Genomic DNA, 17,124 nt, shown 5'->3' with positions numbered 1-17,124 from the left:
CTACCTGTTCTCTCGAAAACTTATATAGTAATTATACCAGAACTACCGATTAAGTTCCAAAAAGAAGCTAAGTGAGCTTAACCAATATAACGGTGCCGTTTCCGTGCGCAAAATCCGTGGCCCTAATGCCGCTGCTTGGTAACCATTTTGGCTGAGAATTGCAACTTCTTCGGGCGTTAAGCCACCTTCTGGACCAAAGACCGCCACTATTTTATTACCGGGTTGCAGTTGTTGATAGGCCGCCGTGAGTGCTGATTGTTCACCTTGTTTGGCTGATTCTTCCCACGCCACTATTTTAACATCATAATCATTAGCCATTAAATCCCGCAAGTTATCAGCATAACTAATTACCGGTTGAATTGTGCGGTGTGCTTGTTCTGCGGCGCCGTCCGCAATCTTTTGTAATCGGGCAACCTTTTTTGCTTCCTTGCCGTTCCATTTTGCCACGCTCCACTTTGTTGGGACAAAAATAATATGGTGCACGCCCAATTCAGTCGCTTTTTGCACAATTAATTCGGCCTTATCGCCTTTAGGCAAGCCCGCAATGATTGTCGTTTCCACTGGTAATTCGACATCGACGGCGACATCATTAACCCAGTCGATTACGGTCTTTTCAGTCGTAAGCGCACTAACTGCACCGATAAACACGGTGTGATCTGACCGTACGAATTCCGCTTTAGTGCCTTCAACTGCCCGCAATACCGTGACAAAATGGTGTTGAATATCGTCATCCAATTCAAATGATTTTCCAACTGGAGTTTTTAAAAAATAACGTTGCATCGTACTTACCTCGATTAATAATTTATGTATAGAATCGGGAAATAACACGACCTAATAACGGTGATTATTTCCCAGTCTTTTTATTTCCCAGCTAATTAGCCTTGTGCCGTGAATTCATTAACTTCATCAGGTGCTGGTTTGTGTGCAATGATACCAAACCAATCGCCGATTTTAAGGGTTTGGTCAATGACAAAGCCCATTGCCTCTTCAGCCGTCTTTATTTCGTTGAACTTTTCATCAATGATGCCGCTCGTTAAGAACAGACCACCGTCACGGAGTTTTTCCCACGCTTGCGGAATCAATGGGTGCAAGACTTCTGACAGAATGTTGGCAACAATCAAATCAACTTCCGTCTCAGCGACATCTTTCAACAAGTCCGAAGCAGTAATCTTGATGTCCTTACCAACTGGATTCAAGTCGAGGTTTTCTTGGGCTTTGCGCACGGCGATTTCATCAATATCTGTCGCATGGATATCACCTACACCTAAGTGCTTAGCGGCAATGCTTAAGACTCCTGAACCAGTTCCAACGTCCAGCATGCTTTCACCGCCCCGCACGACCATTTCAAGCGCTTCTAACATTACGCGGGTCGTTGGGTGTGTTCCCGTACCAAACGCCATTCCTGGATCGAGCACAATCAATTTTTCTTGTTCTTGCACTGGAGTGTAGTCTTCCCATGAAGGCACAATCGTCAAGCGGTTCGTCAAGCGTACTGCGTGATAATATTTCTTCCACGCCGTTGCCCATTCTGTATTTTCAACAGCGGCCGTTGTGACTGTCCCTGGCAAATAATCCAACCCAAATTCGGCCAGTTGGGTAACTTTGTGCTTAATAATTGGTAAAATTTCCGGCACAAAAACTGATGCGGGATAGTAAGCTGTAACTACAGCCCCTTCCATGCGGTGGTCAACTTCGTCCCAGTTAATATAAACGCTCTTATCGGCACGTTCATAGTTCAAGACGTCATTGGCATCATCGATCTTAATCCCAGCTGCGCCCAAGTCCGTCAAAATACTTGAAACAGCTTCCACCGCTTCACTTGTGGTATTCACATCAACTTCTGTCCATTCCATCATTAAGCCTCATTTCATTCATTAATTATGCGTCGTAACGGTGATATCCCCATTACTGTTTTCAATATTCAACATATTCGCACCATTCGTTGGTGTGTGGTAGAGATTATAGTGCTTCTTACCATCAACGTTAATCGTACCATTGTCGCTGTTAATTGTGTATCCATCAACGTTCGCATTTGTCACGTTAATCCGGCCATTTTCATTTTCAATGCTACTGTGGCCTTGTAAAGTTAAGTCGGCTAATTCAATTGAGCCGTTTTCATTTTCCATGTTCAGTACACCAGTCACCGTGTTAGTTACGTTGATTGAGCCGTTTTCTTGCTTAATCTTAGTCGCGCCTAACTTACTATTCGTAACCTGCATCCGGCCATTATCTGTTTTAAAATTTGACCGTTGTGCTTTGATGTTGACTACCGATAACCGCCCGTTGTCTGTTTCTAGCATTAAATCGCTTAATTCATACTTTTTTGGAACAGTTAAAACCACTTGCTCGCTTAAGGCTTCCAATGAAAGGTTAAAATCACCAGTGTGTTTATTATCTTCAATAATTTGCAAGTGACCATCATCAATTCCGGTGACAGTTGGAAAAACGTCGGCTGGGCTTTTGATTTGTAAATTTAGCTTAGACCCGCGCACAACTTGAACATCGAAATTGTCTAAGTCCATTTTAACGGACTTTAAATCATTAAGCGAGATTGTTTTTCGTTGATACTGTGCAATTTTGAAACCATGATCCCATGTAATCGTGCGTTTTGTGTCACTGTTGCCTCGCACAACTAGTACCAGCGCCATCCCCGCAGCCATTAAAATCACACCTGTAATAATCGTTTTTTTAAATCGCATTAGGCGGTTACCTCACTTTCACTCTCAACATTAGTATTGGTCCGTTTAATAAATTTACGACCAATCCATTTGGTAAATGTCACACTACCTTTAAAGATAGCTTTGACCAATAGCCAAAAGATCGGGGTAACGACCAACGCAATCCCAATCCCGGCGATACCAATCCCAATGAAAAATAATGCCGTAGAAACCGATTGTGTGAGCACACCTAATCCCGCAACCACAAAGCTTACGGCGGTTACGAATCCGGCTACTAAAGTACCTAGGATTGCGATGGCAACTGCTACCACGATAATAATTACCGTCATTAATATAATAATTAAAACCGCCGCCACTGGCAACGCTACTGGTGAAGCTAACAGCCCCAAAATGATAAACCAGATTAACCGTGCGTGCCGTTTAGAACTTTTTACCAAAGTCTCATTCGTTGGGCGGGGTCCATCATCAATTTGAATAGAGTAGTCGGCTAAGATTTGCTTGGCCAATCGCTTAGGTAGCCCAATCTGCGCACTGATTTCCCGATAAGTATGCAAGTTGCCATCGGTGGCATAATCTTGATAATAACTCATCACATCCCCACGCTCATCATCTGTGAGGCGATTAAGGTAACTGTCAAGCTCCTTGAAATAGTCTTCATACGTCTTTTCCATCATTCCACTCCCTCATTAGTTAATTTATTTTTCGCAGGTTGTTTATCATCTGCAATCAACAAGTGATTAATTGCTGCGCTAAATCCATGCCAATCAGCTTGAATCATTTGTAATTGTTGCCGACCAAGCGCGGTTAATTGATAATAGCGCCGCATCCGCCCTTCAAATGGTTCATCATATGTTGTGAGCGCCTCATTTTTCTTCAAGCGCCGCAACACTGGGTACATCGTGGACTCTGAAACCGGTAGTTGAGCTTGGACCCGCTTCGTGAGCGCATAGCCATAGAGGTTTTCTTCGGCTAAAATCGCTAGGACCGCGCCATCCAATAACTCAGTTGGTATTTGAATTGCCATCGTTGCTCCTTTCGTTATCTTTGATATCTATTGAATAATTTCACAAAAATCAATATTATATGACATATAGTATAGTCATAATATATGCCATTGTCTGATTGCCGTCAACAGTTAAGTTTTAATTCTTGCAATATTATACGCCGTATAGTAAACGACTAGTCAAAACTAACAAGAACCGCTTTAAACCGGTATTTTATGCAGAATCAATTGCACTATCACCTGCCAAATACGACTGAATTTGATAGGCAAGTCAACAAATGGTCAACAAATAACAACGTAAATCCCGACAGGCAGAATACATAAAAAAAGCCCCCAACTAAACTCAATTTTTGAGAATAGTTGGGGGCTTTAATTTGATTAAACTACTTTGATATACTCTTTATTCGCGGTGCAGTAATTGCCCTTCGATGTGATGAACAACGGTGTGCCATTTGCGTTCTTGACCATGCCTTTGATTTTGAATGAACCGCCGGCCGGATAGTCGCGCACTTTTTTCTTTCTGGCAACATCTGAATAAATTCCAAATGTTTTTCGGGCTTCAACCTTGGCGCCGGCTTTGATGCCAGTGTAATATTCTGCCTTTGATTTGGCAGCCAAACTTTCACCAGTGATTGCTTCAACCAATTCTTTAGCAATCGTATCAACCTTAGCTTTCAAGATGTTGGTGTCTACGAGTGATGTGATGAAACCAAATTCAATCAAGCGATATCCAACGCCACGCTTAGCGCATACGTTGAGATTTAACAAGTTATCACGCTTATCGAATCCATTTGGCTTAAACCAGCCAATGTACTTTTTAACGACATTTGCAATTGCCTTGTCACTGGCATCGGGATTAAAACCTTTGTGGATAATAACGTGGCCACCATGCGCTGTACTTCCGGCACCGGCAGCATCCAAGTGTAATTCTGTTACTGATTCGAAACCGTTCAACTTGTAGGCACCGTTACCACTCTTGGTGTCTTTAAACATATCGTGTGACGTGTCGTAGATTTCGATTGAATTTTTCTTCAATTGCTTGGCGTATTTCTTGATTGCGGGAATCATTTTATCGCGGTAATATCCGGCTTCAGTTAAACCGTTACCAACTGCGCCTGGGTCGCCTGCTCCGTGTCCTGCCACCACTAAATATTTACTCATATTATTCACCACTTTCTTTCGATTTGAGAAGGTCGTTTGCTAACGCATAGCCTTCCAGTTCCCACAACTTATTCTGAATGCGTTCCAAGCAAACTTTCTTGCCGATTTCAGCATTATAGTTAGCAGCGTCAACTGCTCCACTTGCTTCGGTAATGACAAAGCCATTCGGTAATTTTACTGTGACAATGGTTACTTTGCTGTGAACGGTTTCTACGTTGATTTCAGCATTCGACATCAACTTATCGATTTGTTCTTTCGTTACTTGGTTTTTCATCATTCTTGCCCTTTCTTCACTTCAAATTCATTTTGTTTCAGCCGTTGGACGGCTTGCTCGATTTGCGAATCAATCTGTGTTGTTTTAACGATATCTTTGCCAATTTTTTCATCCAGCAAATCTTTTAGCATCGACATCGCATGCTCTTTTTTCGGCTCTGAAATTTCCGCTGCGTGGGCTTCACAGTAAGAAACGACTTCGTCAGCTAACTCGACTAAAATCACACGGCGAGCGATGATTTTCTTGTTTTTCAACCAACCGTTCAATTGATGAAGAGGCTTTGCGAATCCGGCAACTAGAACTGTCATTACGATGAGAAATTCAGTCGCATTCTTGCCAAATTCGGTCATTGCTTTAATTGCGCCATTAACGTTTTGGATTGCAAAATCAATCATTAATCACCTGCGCTTTCGTCGTTGTTTTCCGGTACATCTTCAATTTCGTAACCGACGTACAACGTGCCGAAAGCAATTGTGCCAAGTCCAACTTTGCAAAGTTGAGTTTCTTGGTCGTACGGTGGCACGGCGTTGAAAATTACTGGATAGTATCCTTCTGGGCATTCGGTGGCCATCATTACTTTTAATTCATCATTCTCGATTTTTCCGTAGAGATTCATGTCTAATCCTCCGCTTTGCTTCACCAATAGTGACTACTGGCTTGATGTGTGTGATATATAAGTGTTTTGAATTTGAGCGAGTCATCCAACCGTGGTAGCTGACGATTGCGCACGCGTCGTGAAAATTCAGTTCACCTTTGCGATTAATCTTTTTGACTCGTCGTTTGATTCTTAAAACGTTCTTTCTTCGTAGTGTGGTATTATCGCGATAAAATTTTAATCCAAGAAAATCAATGGCACGGCCACGATATTCGTTAGGCGTTTGGCCACGCTTGAAATGAGTACCGCTTGGTGTCAGCTTGGCAATTTTGAATACTTGCCAATTCGGTTTCGTCGTTAATCCTTCGTTCGCAAGATATGCAGTTATCCGTTCGCGCATTTTATGCAGCGTTTTCTTGTTTTGCCCAAGAATGACTAAATCATCCACATATCGAACATAATACTTAGCACCGAGTTTCTCTTTGACGTAATGGTCGAAGTCTTGCAAGTAGAAGTTTGCGAACCATTGACTCGTGTAGTAGCCAATCGCTTGACCTTGTTGCGTATCAACGATGCGGTCAATTAACCAGAGAACTTTCTTGTCTTTGATGATTGTTCTAAATTTTCGTTTGAGGTTTTCGTTGTCGATGCTCGGGTAAAATTTTGATACATCCATTTTCAGACAATACTTGGTATTTCTCGGGTCATTGTCTAACCACTTGCGAACGGCTTTTTGACCATAGCTTGCGCCGCGTTTTGGAATTGACCCACAAGAGTATTGATACATACCTCGCATTAACGATGGTTCGATTGCTGTGATTAATAACTGATGCACCAGTTGGTCTGGATAGAAGCGCGGCTTCAAGATTGTACGCTGCTTTCCGGTTGGGCCATCAAAAATAATCATTTCCTTTGGCTGACATGGCGTGAAATTGCCACGCTTCAAGTCAATTGCGAGTTGTCTGGTCAAAACATCGCGACTTTTGATGCAGCTTTGAACATCACGTCGGTGAGTTTTGTGTCGGGCCGCCTGCGTTAATGCAATATCAATGTTAGTCGGACTGATGATTTGCGGCCAAAGATTGTTAGCTCGTTTCATCGTGATAAAACCTCTTAAATTTCTAATGTTATTCGCCTCATGGTGTTTCGACGTTTTTCTACTAAACCATGCTTCGTCGGCTGTATTTTTAGCAAGCGCTACGGATTTGATGATGCAATTAATTTGTTTTGAATTTTTAATTTCATTAATAACATTGTGCGAGCCCCGATATTCGCGTTCGTGTTCGACGTCGTGTTGTTCAAGTTCCAATACGACAACCCATCATTCGTGCCATTGTTGAAGTTGCCACCCACAATCGCAACCACAAAACCGGCAACGGGAAACTCTGCATCATCAAGCCTTTATTATTAATTTCTCTAGCGGGGGAGAAATCCCCCGGTCCCCCTTAAACCGAAGCCATTTTAACCAGGCGAGTCCCGATATTCGCGTGCGTGCCCGACGTCGTGTTGTTCAAGTTCCAACACGACAACCCATCATTCGTGCCATTGTCGAAGTAGCCACCCACACGCGCAACGTGCGGAGCAACTGCAGTTGAACGATAGTAATAATCACCGTAATATGTCGATTCAGTTCCGTTAGTCGCAGTTTGGATTGGTAAATTAAGCAATGGTGAATCTGGATCTAGGCCAACATCTTTAATCCACGATTCGGAAGTTTTGGCACCATATCCCAATTTTCTATATGGTGCGGCAAAGAGATTTGAGGCAAAGGCGTTAGAATCACCACCATCGGTCGTCCAGATTTCCTGCGTACCATCTTCGAGGGTGTTGATATTCAAGTCATCAACCCATTCCCAGAGGTCGCCCCACAAGTTTTCCATACCATAAAAGCTGAATGGTTGTGTGCCATCGTTATAAAGAATTTCTCGGTTAGTAACTGTATTCGTCCCGTTTACTGGTAAGTCGTTGCCATCACCATCGACTAGTGGCTCAATGGTTGCATCAGTTTTAATGCGATACGTTGTTTTCGTACCGATTGTCGCAGCGATGTCTTTGGTGAAGCCTGTTGGCCAACCCTGGCAATAGTGCGCAGTGGTAGCCGCTGTCTTATACGGCGCACCATCAACCCACACAACCAATTCTTTAGCCGAAGTGATTGGATTGCTTGTCCACGAGAGCTTCGTGATTGTGCGAGTGCCACCAGCCCCAGAAAATGATTGTCCAACACGATATTTTCGTGTGTTGGTATTGTCCGGAAAAATAATGCGATTGGTGGCTTTAACGGTGGTGCCGTCCGCTTCGTACTCTAATCGTGATGGTTGAACGCCATCATACGATTCAGAAATCAGTCCGCGCAGAGCTTTGATTGCTGTGCCATGAACGTCCGCATCACTGAGCACTTTCTCTTGCGGGTTCAACGTTCCAGTGACAATCTGAACGATGTTCGTGATTACCATTCGCGTGTGAAAATCCATTTGTTGGTGACCTGGCGCCAAGTTATTATTGGCTTTGGCTTGTGTCCGGAAACTAACTATCGAAGTCCAGTTCGTTGGGTATTTCCCTGGCTTGGAAATCATTCGACTTGATTCACTTGAAGCTTTGAAACAGCCGATTGAGATGTGATCAAGCAACTTGCCGGTCGTTGGATTCTTGAATTTTGGACTGAGTGTCCAGCCTGGGTACGGATAAAGACTGATACGCTTGATAAACGTCCCGGATTCTGTCTTACGAATGTCGGTGTAGTGACGTTTAATATCGACGTACCAGTTGCCGATAGCGTCTTTGTAAGGCTTAGAAATGAAGTCACGCATGGCTGCATCGGCATCGTTGCGTGGCGTTTCGCCATCAAAGCCGGCGTAAACTACCCAATCGGCGGAATCATCAGTGCGGACAACGCCAGCGTCTGAACCATCATTGGTATTGATTTTAATGCCGTAAATTTTTCGCATAAATTCTGGTACGTTCATTTGAACTGTGGCCATGATTTCGTTAAATTCCTCTCTCGTGATGATTTCACCAGTATCGATTGCTTCGAGCATGCTGGTGATTTGTTGCGTGGCGCTGGCTAGTTGTGAGTTGCTGTTGGTTAGCCAAGCTTGGAGTGTTGCGCGTAGGTTTTCGGTGTTGGTGCGAACAACCTCCGTCGCATTCTTAGATGCTGTCGCACTTTCACCTGCGAATAATGCAACCTCCGTCGCATGTTCGACTTCTGCCTTCCGCTCCTCCAACCCTTCCCAAGTAGTCATTGCTTCATCTAATTTAGTTTGCAGCGCAGCGTTTAACTCAGCCGATTCTGTTAGCGCATTTTCTAAATCACTTTTCAGTTGCAATGATTCTGCCAGTTGATTAACGATTAAAATGATTTCAGCCTGCTTAGCTTCATAGTTCTCAGTCCAAAGCGTTTCTTGTGTATTCAAATACGCAGTGAACTCAGCTAATGCCTCTGCCACTGAATCCTTGGTGGCAGTAGCGGTAGTAACCAATCCATCTAAAATGTTTTGGATTTCAACAATACCGTCATCACGATAATCAATAATCTCCGTTAACGTTTGATTAAAGTGTTCTTCGATTGTTGATACCATCGTGTTGTAAAAGTTCACGGTTTCATTTGCTTGTTCTTCGGAATAATCGACATCCCCAATCACAGTCACGATGAAATTATTCGTTGAAACGATTTGCATTTCATCGTCAACTTCTTTTGAGAATTCCAAGTATGCGCGTTGATACCTCCCGACTTCTGAGCCGGCATTAGACTTGAACCCAAGATGTGCAACAGAATCACTTCCAGAAGTTGTCACTTCAACTTCTGAAATTACTGATTCGCCCGCATTATTAATACCTTTAAATCGACAGTCCCAGCCGGTTGGTATGAAGTCTGCGATTGTTGCATCAAATTCTTGATACCCGTAATCTCCACGACGAAGCACAAGGATTTGGTCGGTCACAAATGATTTATCCAGTGATAAATTCAATTGAATTGCTGTCATTTATTCATCCCCTTTCGTTAATTAAATTTGATACCAAACACCCCGTAAATTATGAACTGATCAGTATTTTCAACCAGCGTCGTAACTCCTTGAGTATTTTGCTTAATAGCTCGTACGTCGATAATATTGAGCGTAGTGGGTGTTGGCATTTTCATTCGCGCTTGTCCTGTTTCTGGTCCTGCATTCACGGTGTCATTTATATTAGTAGCAGTTGCTGTCCATCCACCCGAACGAGCAGCTGAACGAGCGACCCACTCACCAAAACACCGAACGCCATTGTATGCTGCTTCCATCGTGATGAAATCATAGGCATCCACTGATTCTGAAAGAGTTAGCGTGTTTCCGTTACGAACAGTCGCAGACCAACTTGCTAAACGTTTTATCTTACCAACAGAAGTATTTAACGCGTATCTAGACATGTCTGGAAGTTGATCAATTGTCGCAACCTTCTTATTATTTTGGTTCAAATCCGTAAAATTCTTTTTGCCAACAATCGCTTCATCCTTCGTTGTATGAACCACTTGATCATCATTAGCTGGGTTGACTGGTAACATGCCTAATGTGGCAACAATTTCTCCAGCCATCTTCAAGATTTCAAAATCTTTCTCGCCTAAAACTGCTTGGTCTCCGTTTAGTTTCACAACTTGGCCATCATCAGCCTTCGCTTGATTGATTTCATCCTGCTCAGCAAGTGCAGCTTCGAATTCTTGATGCGTTATCAGCACATCTGGACTGACCGCAAAACTCACTGTGGCATCTGCACTCATCTTGAAACGTAATCCAATCGAGGTAGACATGCTGTTATTCACACCAAATGCCGGAATCAGTACACCGCTAGTCGCAGAAAATACGGCAAACAATACGTCTTCGTCATCCATTCCTTTAATGAATAACCCTACCGTGTTGATGGTGTAATCAATTGTTATTTCCAAGTTAGTAATAGCAAAGTTAACTTCAACCGTGTCCGGGTCTTCACTCAATCGCGAGACGTTACTTGGTATAGTTTCTTGTTTAACATTAGTTAGTGATTCCAATGAACGTAACAAGTTATCAGGTACCGATGTACTTGATGTCTGTATTTTCGTAAACGTGATTTCTTCATTGCCAACAATCAAATCCGCGACGCCACGCTTACCAACATCGGTAATGACAGCTTTTCCAAATTTAGCCATTCATCGCTCCTTTCATTATTCAATATTATTTTCCGGAAGTTCGTAATCTGTTCCAAGTCCGTTAGCTGCACCGGAATCAGACTCATCAATTGCCGCCAATTCGTACGACTCACCATGACTAATAGCCGTTGCAAGATAAATATCACCACTAACTTCATCTTGAAACGCAATAGAATCAAGTCGTATGCCCGCCGGTACATTAGCCTCTAGCACCTCCATCAGTTGCCTTAAATCTTCATCTCGTTTAATCAGCGAAAGTGGTAGCCCGTCAAAACGAATCGCCATCGGTTCCCCGATAATATTCCCGGACTCATTAACTCCACCTAATTCAACAAGGTTGATTTCGTTTGGCTTACAACGTAAGGAAGTTGCCGCAATATCAATCAACTGATTAATTGACCCACTCGAGCGATTACTGATTGCATGAGCTTTAATTCGTGTACGAAATACATCGTCCTTTGACATTCCCCGATACAGGCCAAAATCAGCACCCAATTCGTCCAGAGTCGACCCTATGGCACTCTCAAACCCACGAACTTCACCCATGAATTCAATTAGCTGTTCCTTTGCTTGAAGTTCGCGAACTATTACCTTGAGCAATTTGTAAAAATTGCTGTCTTCTCGATGCGTAAACAATCCTGGAAACACATTCAATATTTCATCAAGCATGTTCAACCACCACCTCATTCACCGAGATTTGAGCAACTTGATAGCTTCCTAAATCAATGCTGCGAGATGAAAGTTCATCATCTTCGCGCGTAATGCCGATAAACGCATTCTCAATTCCGTCAACACGATAAACGCATGAGTTTAAGCGACCTACCAAGATTGTCTGTCCCATTCCGACGTTTCCGATGTAATCAACCACATTTTGTTTAATTCGCGAGATTTGGTCCTCCGAAATGTACTCAGGTTCAACTATTCCGACGTGAACAGAAATTGGAACAGGCACAGCACGGCTAAAACGAATACGGCGAGTCGTGCCACTAATATCTTGCAGCTCGACTACTTCTTGGCCAACTGTCACGACGCCGGCTGATACATGATTCAAAAGCGTATTTGCGATTTCGTCATTCGTTCCACCCAAGATGTGAGCATGAATCGATTTAGGCGGTTGATTGTTTTCATTGGGCTCGTCTTCTGAGTTTTGAACAACCTTAACCCCAGCCACTCCGTCAATATTCATTAATGCAGACATCAATCCATTGATTGACGTGCCTGGCATTGCGCTCAAATTCGATTTCAACCGGGCTCGAAACTCTTTATCTGTTTCTTCTTCCTGACCGCCAGATGCTGCCTGTGGGTTATTTACACTAGTGACATCATCAAGTGGCTCTGATTGAACTGTAATCGTTCCAGCACCAACATTACCGCCGATGCCGACTGATTGAGCATATGCAAAGGCCGTGCCCAATCCGTTTGCGTCCAAAATCACATCTTCAGCAACCATAAATGTTTCACCGCTAATGCTTTGGACTTCCAAACCTTCTTCAATCGTGTAACTGGGCGTCCCGTGAAATTCTAATGTAACGGTCGCGCTGCTGGCATTCTTTCGTTCCAATCCGTAATTGGCAGCCAAACGGTCCAACGTAATGCCCGCTGACTTAGATACGAAACCAGCATTATATACATCTTCTAAATCTTGAGCTTGATACGAAAATTCTCCCGCGAGAACTCGCAGAAGCATGCCAATTACGGAACTTGACGATAATTGCACATCTTCACCAAATTCTTGACGCGCATACTCTTCAAGTCGCTCAAGCACATCTTCATAATCGTTACTATCAAAACCAACATCAGTCAGTGTCATTTCCTACCTCCATTTCCAAATCAATTTCATTCAACCGTCCAGCCAGCGCGAGTTTAACAAAAAGAGTTCGACTTCTGGGATTGAAGTCGAACTCAATTGATTTAATACTTTCAATTCTCGAATCTTTCGCCAAGGCATCTTCAAAATCACCTTGCAAATAATCCAAGTTAAAATTTTTGTTGTTTAACTCACTGTAATCAAGTCCAACTTCGTTATCGTAAACAAATTCACCCAAACGAATACTCAAAATATTTCTGACTGCTTGAACGACTTCATCGTTATCTTCCACTAGCTCGAAATCAACAGACGAATTCATCACCAAATCACCGTCTTCGATACGAATATCTTTCATGTGATTACTCCTTCCACAACAGCATCGTTAATATTATGCAACCTTGATGAGGCGAGTTTAAACGTTTCACCAGACCCCTCAACATAATTGTCGATATTATTATCGTGAAAACCAACCCAAACATCATCCCCAACTTTCAAATCTTCACGGACGTGTTTCAAAATTAGCGCACCAGGTATCAAGCTACGTTTGTTTCTACCGCTTAACGCCAATGGCTGTAAATCGCAACGATTCCCATCAATGGAAGTCACTCTGCAAATCAAGTGAGCATGAAGTCTAACTGCTACCGCACGTTTTTGTTCTTTAATAAGTTTCGCAAATTCGTCTTCTGCCATCTTTTAGCTCACTTTCTTCTTAGTTATACTCGTTGTCGAACCGTCTTTAAATTTTGTGGTTACCGTAGTTGTAACCGTTGTAGTCTTCTTGCCTTTAGTGTCTTTTCTAACCGTCGTAGTGACGGTCGTTCTAGTTGTTGACCCATCCGGATTTTTCACTGTTGAGTGTTTTGTGACTGAGTTTATAGTCTTGTCTTTAGGCTTCTTTTTAACAGTTGTTTTCGGAACATCTTTTTCTGCATTTTCTCGAGCCCTAGCTCTTGCAGCCTTTATTTGTTCACGACGATACGCTGCTTTCGCTTTCTTTAACTGCACCTCTAGCCTAGTTTGAGAAACAACTTCAATCATCGTAGTGAACTCCAATCCATTGAATGCATGTTCACCACTGACAATATGATATTTTCCGTTTACAAAATTTGACTCGATATTAATTACCGCATTCGTCGTTAAACGATGATTAAACAAAGATGTCATTGACCATCCTGTTACATCGCCGTATTCCATCTGTTGAGGCTCATCTATCAAGCCACCTTCTTGCGACAATACCAATCTCGAGGATTTGAAGTCAGTCGGCAAGCCAATTTTCAACTTTCCACGATCGTAAAACATTTTACTTTCGCAGTTTTCTACAATCTCACCAATGATTTCTATCGGTGAACCATCAGCGGCGTATCCAGCCTCGTAACTCTTATCGATTGCTAGTTTAAATTTACCAACCGGAATCCCAGCCTTCTTAGCAATCCGATTAATAATCGTACTGGCATTAGCTTTCTTCTTGAACGTAATGTTCACATTTTTCTTCTTGCTGTAGTCGGCACCCTCAAGCACCGTAATCGTGAACACTCGATCAATGCCGTCGTCTAACTTTGGTGGTATCGATGAGATATTACCTTCAGTGATTACACCAACATCACCTTTATATCCGGCTTCAAGAATGACGTGCATACCACGCTTGATTCGCACTTGATGTTTTTTAGACAAATTAGTGATTGCGATAGTGGTTGTTGACGGATCACTGTCGGACGTAAAAGGGGAATTAAATTCTATATGCAAAGTTTCAATAACCATCTTCGCACCCTTGTTATTAATAATGGTCAGCTTGTACATAGGTTGGTAGAGATACACGTTAGTCGCCATCTGCAACACCTCCGTCATCTTCACCATCCAACGCGATGTCATCTATGAATAAGAATACAGTTTCACCAAAATTATCGAACGTGATTTCAGTCTCATTGCCCGATTCATCAAAGGGTACAATGCTAACAATTGGAAGCAATTCATTATTCAAATCATTCCAAAGTGGCTCGCCATAAATAAGCTTTTCACCAACAACGATGGCATCCTCATCTTCATCAAAAACAGATGCTGTGAAATATCCCATTCGCTCATTAAACTTAAATTCAAAAATAAATGTCTCTTCCCCAAAATCGAATTCAAATCTTTCGGGAAGATTATCCTTGTCAATCGGGATGTAATTTCGAATCGTCATGATAATCCTCCTTATTTGACCCTGGCACGTTTTCCTACTGGAATAGCGTTATCTTTCCATTTGTTCCATGCGCGTAATTGTTTAAGCGAAGTTCCATACTTTAGCGCCCAGCCCTGGTAAGTATTTCCCTTCTTAACAGTCACATAGACAGCCGCACCATTCTTGCCGCCACTTGATTGTTTCTTACCTGAATTTTTCTTCTTTTTAGATTTCCAAATCAGTTTCACACGCCGAATATGTTTCAATTCAACTTGTGCTTCGATTTTTCCTGGCGCGAGCTTCTCATAGCTACGAGTCAGATTAGTAATAATAAAACTCGAACGCTTAATCCGCCCGCGCCATTGAAAGACCGTCCCCTTATTCTTCAAAGCTTTCAACTTCGTGTATTGGTCACGAGCGGTCTTAAACTCTTTTGAATGCCCATCACGAAAAAGGCCACTCAAACTAATTGTTTGGTCACCTTCTTTGATGTGATCGGTAATCGGACTACCAAAATCAACCGAATGGGACGTTGAGTCATTCGGTTCGTTTATCGATTCTTGCAACGCAAAAAATGGAATCTTATGCGTTTTTTTCTGATTCTTATAAACAGCTTTGCTAATTAGAATCTTTTTGCCTTTTTTCAAGACGTATTTGCCTTTTTTATTTTTCTTGTATCTTGCTTTTTTTACGCACACCTTAGATGTTGTTGTGTATTTAAGTTGCCCCATTTAATCACCTCCTACCGGAAACATCTCGCGGAATCGTGCTGCTTCATTGTTCAGAACCCGCTTGACGACCTTTGCGACGGAACCGGCGGTATCTTTACCGGCATAGACATTAATCGTCGTATTAGGTGAGAACGTTGCTCCGTTCTTGCCTGATTTTTTACGAGTGTCACGCAATAATGACTTCGTTTCAGAATTGCTGTGAACGCGCCCCGGTACGTCTGGCACAAAAAACTCTGGACCTTTTTCGCCAACTATCGAAACTTGGTTAGTCTTAGGCCGGCCACCCTTTGCGAAACCAGGAACTCGACCGAAACCGAGAAACTTCGAACCGCTCACTGTTGGTGTAAGCGATGCCGATTTAATATTTGGTCGACTATTAGGACTCAATGCTGAGTAGTAGCTATTACCACCTTCATACAATCCAACGTGTCCTTTACCGGCGTTTCCCCATGCGACAATATCACCCGGCTTAGCATCAGCTCGTGAAACGTGCTGAGTAGCATTCCATTGTCCAAATGAGTTATGCGGTAAGTTTACGCCGTATTGTTTGAATGCAGCGGCAACTAGTCCCGAGCAGTCATATGCATCAGGTCCGGATGCAGCCCATTTATACGGCTTATCCTCACCCAGCGCCTTCGCGGTTCCGACAACGCCCCCAGCTCCCATTGCGGGTGCGTTAAATTGCCCAGGCGCTTCATCAAAACGACGCTTACCGCTTGGGCCCCAGCCACCTTTACCGGCAATATCTCTAAACCAATTAGAATCGTTAAAAAGCGCAAACAATTGGTCAACTCCGCTTAAAATATTGCCACGACCATTGATTTTGTACGCGTTAAATGTTGATGGAATGTATTGCAATAGCCCTTGCGCTGGATGACCGTTTGCTGAGTTTATATCCTTAACCTGTTGCTTAATTGCTTGGTTACCACCAGATTCGGTTTGGATTTGTTCGATAACTGATGCTAAACCAGCACTGGACAATTGAACTTGCATGGCTTTTGCCACAGCTGAGATAGTTGATGACCATGACGCTGCGCTACCACCCCCGCCGCCAATATCAGGTATCACATATTGAGCTACCGCTTGTGAGATTGCTTCATCAGCCTTGGCTTGCGCGTTCTGCTTGAACGGAATTGCTAAACTTGAATACACGACGTCGTTTGACTTTTTAGTGTGTTCTGGAAAATTGTCAGCTTGGTCTTTCATGCCTTGCAACTTACGCGCCATCGTACCTTGTCCAGCGTCAGCAAGCGATTGCAAATCACTGTTCAAAGTCCCTTTTGCGAACAGCCCAACACCCTTACCGCCTGGTGCTAAATCGGGATTAAAGCCAGGTAATGAGCGTCCACTTCCCATGCCACCTTTCATCATCTTCGATGTATCAGCGGCATTGATGATGTGTTCGCCGGACTGCACGCTAGCTAATTCGGGGCCATTACTCCCAAGAAGACGAGTTCTATTAGTTCGTGTATTGTACGCTAACTCAGGTCCGAGCTCGCCGACCATAGCTTGTGCATTCGATTTAATAGTTCCACCAGTTGCAAAGGCATCCCCGGTGA

Annotated in this window: 20 protein-coding genes; all 20 read right to left on the bottom strand. The window is 43.1% G+C overall.

Translation table 11 applies throughout. The features are described 5' to 3' along the window. Positions 1 to 42 precede the first annotated feature (42 nt). Complete coding sequence (locus EQG49_RS12935; RefSeq protein ID WP_133364378.1) at positions 43 to 780, bottom strand: 16S rRNA (uracil(1498)-N(3))-methyltransferase; 738 nt, start codon at positions 778 to 780, stop codon at positions 43 to 45. 95 nt (positions 781 to 875) lie between these two features. Beyond that, on the bottom strand, positions 876 to 1,853 hold the full coding sequence (prmA, locus tag EQG49_RS12930; RefSeq protein WP_133364601.1) for a 50S ribosomal protein L11 methyltransferase: 978 nt from the start codon (positions 1,851 to 1,853) through the stop codon (positions 876 to 878). Positions 1,854 to 1,874: 21 nt separating this feature from the next. Next, entirely contained in the window at positions 1,875 to 2,699 is an 825-nt protein-coding gene (locus EQG49_RS12925; RefSeq protein ID WP_133364377.1) for a DUF4097 family beta strand repeat-containing protein, read from the bottom strand. After that, a complete protein-coding gene (locus EQG49_RS12920; protein WP_133364376.1) occupies positions 2,699 to 3,352 on the bottom strand; it encodes a DUF1700 domain-containing protein in 654 nt (217 codons plus the stop codon). Before EQG49_RS12920 ends, EQG49_RS12925 begins: the two co-directional genes overlap by 1 nt. Further along, positions 3,349 to 3,702 carry a PadR family transcriptional regulator gene (locus EQG49_RS12915; protein WP_133364375.1) on the bottom strand — a complete coding sequence of 118 codons (354 nt, stop codon included), beginning with the start codon at positions 3,700 to 3,702 and terminating at the stop codon, positions 3,349 to 3,351. The genes EQG49_RS12920 and EQG49_RS12915 overlap by 4 nt, the downstream gene beginning before the upstream one ends. A gap of 357 nt (positions 3,703 to 4,059) precedes the next feature. Further along, entirely contained in the window at positions 4,060 to 4,842 is a 783-nt protein-coding gene (locus EQG49_RS12910) for a DUF5776 domain-containing protein (protein ID WP_133364374.1), read from the bottom strand. Between the two features lies 1 nt (position 4,843). Beyond that, positions 4,844 to 5,119, bottom strand: a complete 276-nt coding sequence (locus EQG49_RS12905) for a Gp49 family protein (protein ID WP_133364373.1) — start codon at positions 5,117 to 5,119, stop codon at positions 4,844 to 4,846. Next, positions 5,116 to 5,511 (bottom strand): hypothetical protein, encoded by a 396-nt coding sequence (locus tag EQG49_RS12900; RefSeq protein WP_133364372.1) that lies wholly within the window; start codon positions 5,509 to 5,511, stop codon positions 5,116 to 5,118. Before EQG49_RS12900 ends, EQG49_RS12905 begins: the two co-directional genes overlap by 4 nt. Continuing rightward, complete coding sequence (locus EQG49_RS12895) at positions 5,511 to 5,732, bottom strand: hypothetical protein (protein ID WP_133364371.1); 222 nt, start codon at positions 5,730 to 5,732, stop codon at positions 5,511 to 5,513. The genes EQG49_RS12900 and EQG49_RS12895 overlap by 1 nt, the downstream gene beginning before the upstream one ends. Further along, on the bottom strand, positions 5,704 to 6,810 hold the full coding sequence (locus EQG49_RS12890) for an RNA-directed DNA polymerase (RefSeq protein ID WP_133364370.1): 1,107 nt from the start codon (positions 6,808 to 6,810) through the stop codon (positions 5,704 to 5,706). Before EQG49_RS12890 ends, EQG49_RS12895 begins: the two co-directional genes overlap by 29 nt. Positions 6,811 to 7,156: 346 nt before the next feature. After that, entirely contained in the window at positions 7,157 to 9,697 is a 2,541-nt protein-coding gene (locus EQG49_RS12885; protein ID WP_133364369.1) for a hypothetical protein, read from the bottom strand. Positions 9,698 to 9,714: 17 nt separating this feature from the next. Continuing rightward, on the bottom strand, positions 9,715 to 10,869 hold the full coding sequence (locus EQG49_RS12880) for a hypothetical protein (protein ID WP_133364368.1): 1,155 nt from the start codon (positions 10,867 to 10,869) through the stop codon (positions 9,715 to 9,717). A 15-nt stretch (positions 10,870 to 10,884) separates the two neighbouring features. Next, entirely contained in the window at positions 10,885 to 11,538 is a 654-nt protein-coding gene (locus tag EQG49_RS12875) for a hypothetical protein (protein WP_133364367.1), read from the bottom strand. Beyond that, positions 11,531 to 12,679, bottom strand: coding sequence for a baseplate J/gp47 family protein (locus EQG49_RS12870; protein WP_133364366.1), 1,149 nt, complete (start codon positions 12,677 to 12,679; stop codon positions 11,531 to 11,533). Before EQG49_RS12870 ends, EQG49_RS12875 begins: the two co-directional genes overlap by 8 nt. Next, the gene (locus EQG49_RS12865; RefSeq protein WP_133364365.1) at positions 12,666 to 13,031 is read right to left on the bottom strand and encodes a DUF2634 domain-containing protein; all 366 of its coding nucleotides are present in this window, start codon (positions 13,029 to 13,031) and stop codon (positions 12,666 to 12,668) included. The genes EQG49_RS12870 and EQG49_RS12865 overlap by 14 nt, the downstream gene beginning before the upstream one ends. Next, positions 13,028 to 13,366 (bottom strand): hypothetical protein, encoded by a 339-nt coding sequence (locus EQG49_RS12860; RefSeq protein WP_133364364.1) that lies wholly within the window; start codon positions 13,364 to 13,366, stop codon positions 13,028 to 13,030. Before EQG49_RS12860 ends, EQG49_RS12865 begins: the two co-directional genes overlap by 4 nt. A 3-nt stretch (positions 13,367 to 13,369) precedes the next feature. Next, positions 13,370 to 14,503, bottom strand: coding sequence for a phage protein (locus EQG49_RS12855; RefSeq protein WP_133364363.1), 1,134 nt, complete (start codon positions 14,501 to 14,503; stop codon positions 13,370 to 13,372). Further along, on the bottom strand, positions 14,493 to 14,855 hold the full coding sequence (locus tag EQG49_RS12850; protein WP_133364362.1) for a phage baseplate plug family protein: 363 nt from the start codon (positions 14,853 to 14,855) through the stop codon (positions 14,493 to 14,495). Before EQG49_RS12850 ends, EQG49_RS12855 begins: the two co-directional genes overlap by 11 nt. Positions 14,856 to 14,866: 11 nt before the next feature. After that, positions 14,867 to 15,565, bottom strand: coding sequence for a phage baseplate protein (locus EQG49_RS12845; RefSeq protein ID WP_133364361.1), 699 nt, complete (start codon positions 15,563 to 15,565; stop codon positions 14,867 to 14,869). Beyond that, complete coding sequence (locus EQG49_RS14205) at positions 15,566 to 16,231, bottom strand: C40 family peptidase (RefSeq protein WP_479724610.1); 666 nt, start codon at positions 16,229 to 16,231, stop codon at positions 15,566 to 15,568. Positions 16,232 to 17,124 lie beyond the last annotated feature (893 nt).

It is taken from the genome of Periweissella cryptocerci, from assembly GCF_004358325.1.
GTDB lineage: Bacteria > Bacillota > Bacilli > Lactobacillales > Lactobacillaceae > Periweissella > Periweissella cryptocerci.
The sequence above is the reverse complement of the archived record's forward strand: the minus strand, read 5'-3'. Positions and strand labels throughout refer to the sequence as shown.